This window comes from Asanoa sp. WMMD1127 (assembly GCF_029626225.1).
Lineage (GTDB): Bacteria > Actinomycetota > Actinomycetes > Mycobacteriales > Micromonosporaceae > Asanoa.
The window spans coordinates 437,513-449,727 of record NZ_JARUBP010000001.1; the positions used below are offsets into that span (position 1 = coordinate 437,513).

Consider the following 12,215-nt stretch of genomic DNA (forward strand, 5'->3'; position numbering starts at 1 on the left):
GGATGCTCCGGCACGTCAACGACGCCCTCCAGCTTGAGGAGGTCGCGGATGTGTCGTCGATCCTGGCTGCGAGCCGTGCCGCTCGCCGTCCTGACCGCGCTCGCCATCCTCGTCCCCGCGGCCGCCTGGGCCGCGCCCCAGCCACCACCTGAGCCGACCTCGACGACGCCGGCGGCCGCCCTGCCACCCGGCGCGGTGCCGCCGGCCGACCGCGCCCGCGTGCTGCCACCGGACTGGCGCACGTCGGCCGACCTCGCCTGGACGACCACCGGCGACGCCAGCGGCTTCCATGTGCTGGTCGCCCGGGCCACCACCGGCTACCAGTGGCGCACCGTCGCCACCCTGGTCGAGCGCGGCTTCGACGCGGACCGGTGGATCGGCAACGCCTGCCTGACCGCCTCCGGCAACCGCCTGGTGGTGGTCTACGCGCCGCGTACCTTCACCAACAAGGTCGACCTGTTCGACCGCGGCGGCTTCACCGCGGTCGTCGACCTCGCCACCGGGCGGGTCACCAAGCTGCCCATCCAGTCCACACTGGCCTATTTCAACCCGGGCTGCGGCGCGGGCGAGCGAGCCGTCGTCACCCAGCTGGGCGGCGAGCAGGACGAGCGCACCTCACGCAACCGGTCCCGGGTCACCGAGGTCGACGCGAGCGCGGCGAAGCTCGGCCGGCCGATCGAGGTCGCCGCCGAGGTGACCTCGGCCGTGCCGACCACGGCCGGCATCGTGGCCGCGGGCGGCGCCGGTCTGCTGCGGGTGGCACCGGACGGCCGGCTCACCCGGCTGGCCGACACCGAAGGGACCGCCTTCCACGTGCGGGCCGACGGGGGCGACGGCGTGGTCTTCCTGGACCGCACGGGCCAGCAGGCCCGGGCGCGCCGGCTCGCCCCCGACGGCGGGGTGCGGACCCTGGCCACCGGCGCCGTCGGCCAGCTCGGCCTGGCGCCCGGCACCCGCGGCAGGGTGTTCTTGACCGGCAGGCCCAGCAGCGTCGCCAGCCTGCCGGCCGAGGTGACCCGGATCGCGGCCGACGCCCGCGCCGAGGTCTCCACGCTGGGCCGGGTCGCGATCAACCGGCTGTCGGCGATCAAAGCCGGCGACGGGGGCGACCCGGCCGCGGCGCGGCCCGTGCGGATCGAGGCGACGATGGTCGGCACCGGCGAGGCGGTCGCCTTCGGCGTGCAGCCCTCGACCGGCGACCAGCCGACGGGCTTCGCGGCGGGCACCACGAACAGTGGCGAGGCCGTGCACCCCGCGCTGGCCCAGCGGTCGACCCGGCCCGGCTGGTCGCCCGGCTCGCCGACCAACCCGGTCGACACCGACGCGTGGTGCTCGGTGCGCCGCAACGAGCCCAACAACCAGGCCATGCAGCCCAAGCCCCGACAGGTCGAGTGGGCCGTCGACCAGGCGATCACCAACACGCCGTACGCGGCCCGCGAAGCGAACTGGAAGAACCTCGGCATGCCGGCGTACTCGCCGCTGGACTACTTCCCGCGGATCGTCCTGCTCGGCGGCGGCCGCGTGCCGGCCCAGATCATGCTCGGCATCCTGGCCCAGGAGTCCAACCTGTGGCAGGCGTCGGGGATCGCGGTGCCGGGCGTGACGGCCAACCCGCTGATCGGCAACTTCTATGGGCGACCGATCTACGACGGCACCGAGACCAACGACTGGGACATCCACTGGGACAAGGCCGACTGCGGTTACGGCGTCGCCCAGGTGACCGACGGGATGCGGGCCGAGGGCTTCGAGAAGCCCAACGAGCGGGCGCTCGACTACGACCAGCAGCGGGCGGTGGCGCTCGACTTCGCGGCCAACGTCGCGGCCGGCGTGCGGATCCTGCAGAGCAAGTGGAACCAGACGCGCGGCGGTGGGCTAGTCATCGGCAACGGCGACCCGGCCCGGCTGGAGAACTGGTTCTTCGCCATCTGGGCGTACAACTCGGGCTTCTATCCGGACACCGGCGGCGGGCAGCCGTGGGGCGTGGGGTGGGCCAACAACCCCGTCAACCCGAAGTACCCGGCCGACCGCGACCCGTTCCTGGAGTTCACCTACGACGACGCGCGCCACCCGCAGGACTGGCCGTACCCGGAGAAGGTCCTGGGCTTCGCGGGCAACCCGCCGGACCTGCTGGAGGCGCCCGACACCTACGTCTCCGCCTACCGGCCGGCCTGGTGGACCTCGGATGCGAACAAGGCCGCCGTCAAGCCGCCGACGGACCTGTTCTGCAAGGCCAGCAACCAGTGCGACACCAATCTGAGGATCAAGCCGAACGCGCCCGACGTGGCCAACGAGCCGGCCGGACCGTGCGCACACCAGAACCTGGCCGGCCAGTACGACCTGCGGTGCTGGTGGAACCAACCGACGACCTGGAAGAACCCGGACCAGATGGGGTACGAGCTGCTCCGGTTCGATCCCGGGTACGCCTATCAGGCCGACGCCACGTCGTACGCGCCGCGGTGCTCGCCGAACCTCGGGCTGCCGGCCAACACGCTGGTCATCGACGACGTCGCCGACAACGTGCCGTCGGTGCGGCCCAACTGCCCGCGCGGCTTCACCAACTCGGGCTCGCTGACCTGGCAGTTCGGGGCCGACAACAACACCTATCCGGCGAAGGTGGACTTCCATCAGATCGGCGGCGGGTTGGCCGGGCACTTCTGGTTCGCGCACACCCGGCTGGACACGTCGGCCAACGCGAAGATGCACGTGACCGGCACGTGGCGGCTCAACCAGAGCCTGGTCAACACCTGGGCCCGGGTCCTGGTGCACATGCCCGACCAGGGCGCGCACACCCGGCAGGCGCTCTACAAGATCAACCTTGGCAGCAACGACATCAAGGAGCGCTACCTGCCACAACGCACGAGGGAACACCGCTGGGTGTCGCTCGGCGCGTTCAAGTTCACGGGCACGCCGTCGGTCGAGCTGTCGACGAAGACGCGCGACGGCACCGGCGAGGAGGACGTCGCCTGGGACGCGATCGCCTTCCAGAAGCTGCCGGGCAAGCCGCGCCACCAGGTCGTCGCGCTCGGCGACTCCTACACGTCGGGCGAGGGCGCGTCGAGCACCGACGGGGCGGACTACTACCGCGAGTCCGACTACAAGGTGCTCGAGTTCACGCCCGACGGCGACGTGACCAAGGCCAAGAACGTCTGCCACCGGTCGCGCAACGCCTGGCCCCGCCAGGGCAAGCTGTCCGACGACTCGAAGACGATCGGTCAGCGGGCCGACGAGTTCGACTTCAAGCTCGACTTCCACTTCGGCGCCTGCGCCTGGGCCGAGACCGAGTGGATGCTGCCCTACCATTCGGTGCCGGGCACGCCGGTCAACGCGTTCGGCGAACACGGCCGCGACAACTGGGGTGAGGTGCCGCAGCTCGACTCGGGCTTCCTCGACGACAACACGACCCTGGTCGTCTTCTCGATCGGCGGCAACGACGCGCGCTTCAGCCCGGTGTTCGAGCAGTGCATCTACGGCACGGTCCGGGTCTGTCAGAACTCCACGTTAGATGGTGACACGAAGAACATGGCCGACGCGGAGCACGAGCTGATCCAGGGCAAGGTCAAGGACTCGATCAAGATAGTCATCGACGAGGTGCACAAGAAGGCGCCGAACGCCAAGATCCTGCTGATGGGCTATCCGCGCCTGCTCGAGGCCCTGGGTTCGTGCATCCTCGGCATCGGCACCGAGGAGGCGCCGTGGCTCAACCAGATGGCTGACGAGATCGCCGGCATGATGGACGCGGCGGTCAACGAGATGCGGGCCGCGCCGAAGAACATCCCGGTCTGGTTCGCCAACCCGATCAGCGCGTTCGCCGGCAAGGCCATCTGCGGCAACCCGGAGTCGGTGCACGGCATCGTCACGCAGGCGGCCAAGGGCGAAGGCGGCTACTGGCCCGACTGGCTGCCGGTCGATTGGAACAGCTTCGGCGTGTCGCAACAGTCGTTCCACCCGAAGACCAGTGGGGCGGCCATCTACGGCCAGGTCTTCACCAACGCCGCGCAGTCGCAGCTGGGACTGTAGAGCGAACCGCGCCGCGAGGAGGCGCCGACACCTCCTCGCGGCGCGGCTGGCCACAGGTCGACTTAGGCCCGAAGGTCGAGCACCGCGAGCCTCGCGGCGGCCTCGGCGGCGTCGCCCGCGAGCAGGGCGTCGCGGCCGAGGGTCGCCCGCAACCGCGTCCGGACCGCCTCGCGCAGCTCGGGCACCGCGGTCAGCAGCCCGCCGGCCAGCACGATCGGGCCGGGGCCGGGACGCAGCGCCGACAGCGTCGCCAGCAGGCGGTCGGCGCCGTCGGCGACGATCGCCTCGGCGGCGGGATCGCCGGCGCGGGCCGCCTCGAAGACCAGCGGGGCCAGGCCGGCCATCTTGTCGCGGGCCAGCGCGTAGAAGGCACTGACGAAGCCCTCGGGGCCGACGCCGCCGACGGCCGCGTGCACGGCCGAGGTCAGCGCACCGGACGCACCGGCGTGCAGGGCGTGCGCGGTGTGCCGGGCCGCGGCCACCCCGAACCAGAACCCGGAGCCCTCGTCGCCGAGCAGCCAGCCGATGCCGTCGACCCGCCGGCCGACCGACCAGTCGACGATCTCGCAGGCGATGGCGCCAGTACCAGCTATCAGCACCGACCCGTTCGGCTCGTCGTGGCCGCCGGCCGCGTAGGCCACCACCGCGTCGCCGACCGTGCGCAACGCGACGGGCACGCCCGACCCGGCCCACGCCGACGCGTAGGCGGCCGCGCCGTCCGGGGTGGCCAGCCGGCTGTAGCCCGCCACGCCGACCACCGCGCCCGCTACCCGCGCCGGGTCGAGGTCGCCGAGCGCCTCGCGGACCGCGCCGACCAGCGTCGCGGCCGTCTCGGCCGGCGGGCGGGCCACCGGGTTGCCCGGGCCGCCGCGACCACGGCCGACCACGGCGCCGTCGAGTGTGGTCACGACGACGCGGGTGCTGGTGCCACCGCAGTCGCCACCGATCACGAGGGGCTCGCTCACGAGACACATGCTGCGGCGACGACCGGCGTCCGCGCAAGAGTTCGCGAGCTTCTATGTCAAACATCTTGACGGCGAGGCCATCGCAACAATAATTTTGTTCACCACCACGCAAGAGCGAAAGGAATGCCCTAATGGCCGAGACCGGGCTGCTGGGCCGGGTGCGCACGGAGCTGCCGACGCTGCCCGACGCCCTCCAGCGGGTCGCCGAGCAGATCCTCGGCGAACCCGAGGAGACCGCGCGGACGACGATCGTCGACCTCGCCGAGCGCGCCGGCACGTCGACCGCGACCATCACCCGGTTCTGCCGCTTCTTCGGCTACCGCGGCTATGCCGAGCTGCGCGTCGCGGTCGCCACCGAGACCGGTCGCGCCGCCCAGGCCCGCTGGGACACCGACATCGACCACGACATCACCCCGGACGCGCCGCTCGACCGGGTGCTCGACGTGGTGGCCAGCGCCGACGCCCGGGCCATCCAGGACACCGCCGGCCGGGTCGACCTCGCCGCGGTCGAGCGGGTCGCGGCGGCGGTCGCCACCGCCCAGCGGGTCGAGCTGTTCGGCCTGGGCAGCTCCGGCAACGCGGCCCGGGAGATGGCGTTCCGGCTCGAGCGCATCCGGGTGCCCTGCTGGCACCGCTCCGACCCGCACACCGCGCTGACCAACGCCGCCCTGCTGATGCCGGGCGACGTGGCGATCGGCCTGTCGCACAGCGGCCGCACGCGGGAGGTGATCGAAGTGCTCAGCGAGGCCGCCGACCACGGCGCGCTGACCGTGGCGATCACCTCGTTCCCGCGCTCGCCGCTGGCCGAGGTCGCCGACATCGTGATGACCACCGCCGTGCAGGAGACCACGTTCCGGCTCGCGGCGCTCTCCGCGTTGCACAGCCAGCTCCTGGTGCTCGACCTGATCTACGTCGCCGTCGCCCAGCGCACCTACGAACGCACCACCGAGGCGTTCGAGGTGACCGCCCGCGCGGTCGACGCCCACCGCCTGCCCCGCAAGCGCACCCGAACCACGGAGGGATCATGACAATCGGCGCCGAGAGCTACCTCGCGGCCGTCAGGGCCGCGATCGACCAGGTCGAGCGAACCCAGGGCGAAGCGGTACGCCGCGCCGCCGACCTGGTCACCGCGGCGCTGCGCGCCGGTGGCGTGGTGCAGGCGTTCGGCGCCGGCCATTCCGAGGCCCTGGCCATGGAGATCGCCGGCCGGGCCGGTGGTCTGGTTCCCAGCAACAAGATCGCACTGCGCGACCTGGTGCTGTTCGGCGGCGCCGACCGGTCGGTGCTCGACGATCCGTTCCTGGAGCGCGATCCGTCGGTGGCCCGCCGCCTGTTCGAGCTCGCCCCGGTCAAGCCCGACGACGTGTTCGTGATCGCGTCCAACTCCGGCGTCAACGGCGTCGTGGTCGAGCTCGCCCGGCTCGTCAAGGAGCAGGGGCACGGCCTGATCGCGGTCACCTCGCTCGCCCACAGCCTGGCGGTGCCGCCCAAGCACCCGTCCGGCGCGCGGCTGGCCGACCTCGCCGACGTCGTGCTCGACAACGGCGCGCCCTATGGCGACGCGGCGCTTCCGCTGGGCGACAGCGGCGCCGCGGTGGGCGCGATCTCCTCGGTCACCGGCGCCCTGCTGGCCCAGCAGATGGTGTGCGAGGTGGTGGCGCAGCTGGTCGCGGCCGGCGAGACGCCGCCCGTCTACATCTCCTACAACGTGCCCGGTGGTGACGACCACAACCGACAGCTTGAAGCGCGGTACGCCGGGCGCATCCGGCGTACCGCCTCCTAACCAAGAAGGCGAGGCCACGCGAATGAACCCCTCTTCCCAGCTCAGACGTTACCCGACCAGGCGTGCGGTGCTCGGCGCGGCGGTGGCCGGCGCGGCCCTGCCGGTGCTCGGCGGCTGCGTCACGGGCGGCGACGCCGACGAGACCAAGGCGGAGACCGGCGCGACCACGGCGCAGAACCCGCTCGGCGTGCCCGACAAGACGCCCCTCGAGGTCGTCATCTTCAAGGGCGGCTACGGCGTCGAGTACGCGACCAACGCCGAGGCGCTCTACAAGCAGCGCTTCCCGGGCGCGACGGTCGACCACAAGGGCATCCAGAAGGTCGGTGAGGCGCTGCAGCCGCGGTTCGTCGCCGACACCCCGCCCGACGTCGTCGACAACACCGGCGCCGGCCGGCTCGACCTGGCCACGCTGGTCGGCGCCGGCAAGCTGACGGACCTGGCCGACCTGCTCGGCGCGCCGTCGCTCGACGACCCGGCCAAGACGGTCCGCGACACCCTGCTGCCGGGCGTCGTCGAGGACGGCACCTTCGAAGGCAAGGTGCAGACGCTCAACTTCACGTACACGGTCTGGGGGCTCTGGTATTCGAAGCCGCTGTTCGCCAAGCACGGCTGGACGTTCCCGACCACCTGGGACGCGATGCTGGCGTTGTGCGACCAGATCAAGAAGGCCGGCGTCGCGCCCTGGACCTACCAGGGGAAGTACCCGGAATACCTCAACGACCCGCTGCTGGCGATGGCCGCCAAGGCCGGCGGCGCCGACCTGGTCAAGGCCGTCGACAACCTCGAACCCAACGCGTGGAAGCAGCAGCCGCTCGTCGACGCGGCCACCGCGATCGCCGAGCTGGCCGGCAAGGGCTACCTCCTCTCCGGCAGCGAGGCCCTCTCGCACACCGAGGCGCAGGCCGCCTGGTCGCAGAGCCAGGTCGCGATCATCCCTTGTGGATCGTGGCTGGAGGCGGAGCAGAAGGGCGTGACGCCGGACGGCTTCGACATGGTGATGGCCCCGGCCCCGGCGCTGTCGGCGAGTGACAAGCTGCCGCAGACCGCGTTGCAGGCGGCCAGCAGCGAGTCGTTCATCGTGCCGGCCAAGGCCAAGAACCCGCGCGGCGGCCTGGAGTTCCTGCGCATCCTCTTCTCCACCACCGCGGCGAAGCGGTTCGCGGAGCTCAACAGCACGATGCCCAGCGTCGCCGGCGCCCTCGACGGCCTCACGTTGAGCAGCGGGCTCGGCTCGGTGAAGGCGGCGGTCGACGCGGCCGGCGCCAACACCTTCACCTACCGGTTCCGGACCTGGTATGCGCCGCTGGCCAAGGCCGTCGACGACGCCACCGGTGAGCTCGCCACCAAGCGGATCACGCCGGCCGAATGGTCCACGCGGGTGCAGAAGGCGGCCGACGCGGTCGCCGCCGACAGCGCCGTGAAGAAATACCAGCGGTAGCGATGGCACCCGACCGGCACGGCCGATACCGCTTCCTCGCCGGCGCGATCCTGCCCGCGCTGGCCCTGTACGCGGTGTTCGTGCTCTCCCCGTACGCCCAGGCGTTCTATCTGTCGCTGACCGACTGGACCGGCGTGTCCGGCCAGGTGCACTTCGTCGGTCTCGACAACTTCACCCGGCTCGTGGGCGACCCGCTGTTCCTGGCGGCCCTGCGCAACAACGGGTTGATGCTTGTGGTCGTGCCGGCCGCCACCATCGCGCTCGGACTGCTGCTCGCGGTGCTGGTCACGTTCGGGGGGCGCCGCGGCTCGGCAATCCGTGGCGCCTCGTCCTACCAGACCGCGTACTTCTTCCCGCAGCTGTTGTCGCTGCCGATCATCGCGCTGCTCTGGCAGTTCGTCTACCACCCCAACGACGGGCTGCTCAACGGCCTGTTGCGGGCGGTCGGGCTGGACGGCCTCGCCCGCACCTGGCTCGGCGACCCGCACCTCGCCCTGTGGGCCGTCATGGCGGTGCTGGTCTGGTCGTCGGTCGGCTTCTACATGGTGCTGTTCGCGGCGGCGATGGCGGCGATACCGACCGAGATCATCGAGGCCGCGACGCTCGACGGCGCCGGCCGGCTGGCCACGCTGTGGCGGATCGTGTTGCCGCTGCTGCGTGACACGGTGCAGGTCGCCTTCGTCTACCTGGGCGTGCTGGCCCTCGACGGGTTCGCGGTCGTGCAGGTGATGACCGTCGGACCGGGCGGGCCGGACGACGCCACCGAGGTGATCGGGCTCGGGCTCTACCGCAACGCGTTCACGTTCAGCAAGTTCGGCTACGCGGCGGCAATGGGCGTGGCGCTGTTCTTCCTCACGCTCACGCTGGCGGTGCTGGCGCTGCGGGCGGGCCGCCGGGAAAGGGTGGAGCTGGCATGAGGCGGGCACACGCGTTCCTCGTCGCTTGGGCCGCCGTGGTCACCCTGCCCCTGCTCTGGGCGGTGGTCAGCTCGCTCAAGACCGACCGCGAGATCCTCACCTCGCCCTGGTCGCTGCCGTCGACGCCGCGATTCGACAACTGGTCGCGCGCCTGGAACCAGGCGGACATCGGCCGCTACTTCGGCAACAGCGCGCTCGTGGTCGGCTGCGCGCTGCTGCTGACGATGCTGCTGGGCGCCACCACGGCGTACGCCCTGGCCCGCTATCCGTTCCGCGGCAACCGCGTCCTCTATTTCGGCTTCGTGGCCGGCATGCTGTTCCCGGTGTTCCTGGCCCTCGTGCCACTGTTCTTCGTGGTCAAGCAGCTCGGCCTGCTCGGCACCTATCCCGGGCTGATCCTGGTCTACACCGCCTACGCGCTGCCGTTCACCATCTTCTTCCTGCACGCGTTCTTCCGGACGCTGCCGACCGCGCTGGCCGAGGCGGCGTTCCTGGACGGCTGCTCGCACTGGGGCGTGTTCTTCCGCGTCATGCTCCCGCTGGCCCGCCCCGGCCTCGTCACCGTCGGCATCTTCAACTTCCTGGGCCTGTGGAACCAGTACCTGCTGCCGCTGGTGCTCAACCCCGACCCGGACCGCTACGTCCTGGCCCAGGGGCTCGCCGCGCTGTCGGTGAGCCAGGGCTACCGCTCCGACTGGAGCGGCCTGTTCGCCGGCCTCACGATCGCGATGCTGCCAGTGCTGGCCGCCTACGTCATCTTCCAACGGCAAATCCGTTCCGGCCTGACCGCGGGGGCGGTCAGGTAGAGCTATCGGCCCGACCGCAAGCGGTCGGGGCAGCCCCGGCTCCACCCACGCCGCGCGAAGAGGCGCGCGCGTGCACCCCCATATCCGCTTCTGTCCTTTGAGGAGGAAGCTCATGTCCCGCATCCCCCGTTTAGTGGGCGGCGCGGCGGCGGCGCTGCTTGCCGCCACCGCCGGCGTCGTCGCGGTGACCGCCGGCGCCGGCCCGGCCGCCGCGGCGCCCTGCGGCGCGCTGTTCGACGACTTCTCGTACTCGTCGTCGAGCGACCCGGCCATCGCCACCCGCGGCTGGACCGTCCGCACCAACGCCGGCGGCCCCGGCGTCCCCGGCGCGTCCTGGCCGGCGTCCAATGTGACCTTCCCGACCGTCGACGGTCAGAAGTCGCTCCAGCTCACCGCGGCCACGGACGGCACGGCCGGTGGCACGTCCCACGCCGAGCTGTTCCACCAGCGCAAGTTCTTCGAGGGCACGTACGCCGCCCGCGTGAAGTTCGCCGACGCGCCGGTCTCGGGCACCGACGGCGACCACCTCGTGGAGACGTTCTTCACCATCACGCCGCTGGACCGCCCGCTGGACCCCAACTACGGCGAGATCGACTTCGAGTACCTGCCCAACGGCGGGTGGGGCGAACAGGGCCCGATCTTCTACCAGACGACCTGGGAGACCTACCAGAACGAGCCCTGGCAGGCCGTCAACACCCACACGGCGCAGCGGCAGAGCTTCAACGGCTGGCACGACCTGCAGTTCACCGTCTCGGCCGGGCGGGTCAAGTACTACGTGGACGGTCAGCAGGTGGCCGACCACGGCGACCAGTACTACCCCGAGACCAACATGTCGATCAACTTCAACCTCTGGTTCATCGACACGGCCGCGCACGCCGGTGGCCGCAGCGTCTACAACCAGGCGGTCGACTACCTCTACTACGCCGGCAGTGAGGTACTGACCCCGGCGCAGGTCGCGACGCGCGTGTCCGGGCTGCGCTCGGCCGGCACCGCGCACACCGACACGGTCGGCAGCGGCAACTGCCCCACCAACCCGCCGACCCAGAACCCGACCAACCCGCCCACGCAGAACCCGACGAACCCGCCGACGCAGAACCCCACCAACCCGCCGACGCAGAACTGCGCGAACGCGCCGGCCTGGAACTGGGGCACGGTCTATCTCGCGGGCCAGCGGGTCAAGCACAACGACCGCCAGGGCCGCCTGCATCTGTGGCAGGCCAACTGGTGGACGCAGGGCTCGGAACCGGGCTGGACCGCCCAGTGGCGGGACCTCGGCCCCTGCTGATTGCGAGATCATGGCGGTCATGACGACTGCCACGGTGTACGCGGAATTCGCGGCGGGTGAGGCGCACGGCGTCTCACCCGCCTACGAACGGCTGGCGGACGCGGTCTCCCGCGACGACGAGCTGCTCGCCTTGCTCGACCGGCTTCCCGAGCCCAAGCGCCAGCCCAACCTGCTGTTCGGCGTCGTGCGCTGGCTCGGCGGCCCCGTCGACGACCCCGACACCTTCCGGGCGTACGCCGTCGCGAACTGGCCGACGATCGAGGCGGCGATGCGGTCCCGGGCGACGCAGACCAACGAGGCCGGCCGGTGCGCCGTGCTGCTGCCTGTGCTGGCCGCCCTGCCCCAGCCGCTGGCGCTGCTCGAGGTCGGCGCCTCGGCCGGGCTGTGCCTCTATCCCGACCGCTACGCGTACCGCTACGGCGACGTCACGGTCGGCGCCGGCGAGCCGGTCCTGGAGTGCGCCGCGGACGGGCTCACCCCGCCGACCGCCCGTCCGGAGGTGGTCTGGCGGGCCGGCATCGACCTCAACCCCCTCGACGTCACCGAACCGGCCGACGCGGGCTGGCTCGAGGCACTGATCTGGCCCGAGCACCAGCACCGGCGCGACCGGCTGCGGGCCGCGGCCGCCGTGGCCGCCGCCGACCCGCCGCGACTCGTCCGCGGCGACCTCGTCGACGACCTGCCGGCACTGGCGGCGCAGGCCCCGGCCGACGCGACGCTGGTCGTGTTCCACCACTCGGTGCTCTACCAGGTGCCCCAGCCCCGCCGGGACGCGTTCGTGGACCTGGTCGGCACGCTGCCCGGGCACTGGATCGCCGTCGAGGCGCCCGACGTGCTCGGCCTGACCGACCTGCCGGCCCCGCCCGCGCCCGGCTTCCACAACGTGCTCACCCTCGACGGCACGCCGCTGGCCTACGCGCGCGGCCACGGCCAGTCCATGACCTGGTTCGCGAAGCAAGCAACGGCCCGTTCCTAACGCCAGGCGTTGACAACGGGCCGTTCCT

At 71.8% G+C, this 12,215-nt stretch carries 9 protein-coding genes; 8 read left to right on the forward strand and 1 reads right to left on the reverse strand.

What is annotated here, in order from left to right; translation table 11 throughout:
• Positions 1-48 precede the first annotated feature (48 nt).
• The gene (locus O7635_RS02285; RefSeq protein ID WP_278078722.1) at positions 49-4,017 is read left to right on the forward strand and encodes an SGNH/GDSL hydrolase family protein; all 3,969 of its coding nucleotides are present in this window, start codon (positions 49-51) and stop codon (positions 4,015-4,017) included.
• A 62-nt stretch (positions 4,018-4,079) separates the two neighbouring features.
• On the opposite strand, the gene O7635_RS02290 is transcribed toward O7635_RS02285, so the two are convergent.
• A complete protein-coding gene (locus O7635_RS02290; RefSeq protein WP_278078723.1) occupies positions 4,080-4,982 on the reverse strand; it encodes a BadF/BadG/BcrA/BcrD ATPase family protein in 903 nt (300 codons plus the stop codon).
• Positions 4,983-5,113: 131 nt separating this feature from the next.
• On the opposite strand from O7635_RS02290, the gene O7635_RS02295 reads away from it, so the two are divergent.
• The 7 genes from O7635_RS02295 (at position 5,114) to O7635_RS02325 (ending at position 12,187) form a co-directional block, all read left to right on the forward strand.
• On the forward strand, positions 5,114-6,010 hold the full coding sequence (locus O7635_RS02295) for a MurR/RpiR family transcriptional regulator (protein ID WP_278078724.1): 897 nt from the start codon (positions 5,114-5,116) through the stop codon (positions 6,008-6,010).
• Positions 6,007-6,765 carry an SIS domain-containing protein gene (locus tag O7635_RS02300; RefSeq protein WP_278078725.1) on the forward strand — a complete coding sequence of 253 codons (759 nt, stop codon included), beginning with the start codon at positions 6,007-6,009 and terminating at the stop codon, positions 6,763-6,765. Before O7635_RS02295 ends, O7635_RS02300 begins: the two co-directional genes overlap by 4 nt.
• A gap of 22 nt (positions 6,766-6,787) precedes the next feature.
• A complete protein-coding gene (gene ngcE, locus O7635_RS02305) occupies positions 6,788-8,203 on the forward strand; it encodes an N-acetylglucosamine/diacetylchitobiose ABC transporter substrate-binding protein (RefSeq protein ID WP_278078726.1) in 1,416 nt (471 codons plus the stop codon).
• A 2-nt stretch (positions 8,204-8,205) separates the two neighbouring features.
• Positions 8,206-9,120, forward strand: coding sequence for a sugar ABC transporter permease (locus O7635_RS02310; protein WP_278078727.1), 915 nt, complete (start codon positions 8,206-8,208; stop codon positions 9,118-9,120).
• Entirely contained in the window at positions 9,117-9,926 is an 810-nt protein-coding gene (locus O7635_RS02315; protein WP_278078728.1) for a carbohydrate ABC transporter permease, read from the forward strand. Before O7635_RS02310 ends, O7635_RS02315 begins: the two co-directional genes overlap by 4 nt.
• A gap of 112 nt (positions 9,927-10,038) precedes the next feature.
• Positions 10,039-11,211: a family 16 glycosylhydrolase gene (locus tag O7635_RS02320; RefSeq protein ID WP_278078729.1), complete on the forward strand. Its 1,173-nt coding sequence runs from the start codon at positions 10,039-10,041 to the stop codon at positions 11,209-11,211.
• 19 nt (positions 11,212-11,230) lie between these two features.
• Entirely contained in the window at positions 11,231-12,187 is a 957-nt protein-coding gene (locus O7635_RS02325; protein WP_278078730.1) for a DUF2332 domain-containing protein, read from the forward strand.
• Positions 12,188-12,215 lie beyond the last annotated feature (28 nt).

What these genes read in the sequence shown, in the direction of transcription:
- O7635_RS02285 (WP_278078722.1), top strand. Translation starts at nt 49, where the DNA reads ATGTGTCGTCGATCCTGGCTGCGAGCCGTGCCGCTCGCCGTCCTGACC.
- O7635_RS02295 (WP_278078724.1), top strand. Translation starts at nt 5,114, where the DNA reads ATGGCCGAGACCGGGCTGCTGGGCCGGGTGCGCACGGAGCTGCCGACG.
- O7635_RS02300 (WP_278078725.1), top strand. Translation starts at nt 6,007, where the DNA reads ATGACAATCGGCGCCGAGAGCTACCTCGCGGCCGTCAGGGCCGCGATC.
- ngcE (WP_278078726.1), top strand. Translation starts at nt 6,788, where the DNA reads ATGAACCCCTCTTCCCAGCTCAGACGTTACCCGACCAGGCGTGCGGTG.
- O7635_RS02310 (WP_278078727.1), top strand. Translation starts at nt 8,206, where the DNA reads ATGGCACCCGACCGGCACGGCCGATACCGCTTCCTCGCCGGCGCGATC.
- O7635_RS02315 (WP_278078728.1), top strand. Translation starts at nt 9,117, where the DNA reads ATGAGGCGGGCACACGCGTTCCTCGTCGCTTGGGCCGCCGTGGTCACC.
- O7635_RS02320 (WP_278078729.1), top strand. Translation starts at nt 10,039, where the DNA reads ATGTCCCGCATCCCCCGTTTAGTGGGCGGCGCGGCGGCGGCGCTGCTT.
- O7635_RS02325 (WP_278078730.1), top strand. Translation starts at nt 11,231, where the DNA reads ATGACGACTGCCACGGTGTACGCGGAATTCGCGGCGGGTGAGGCGCAC.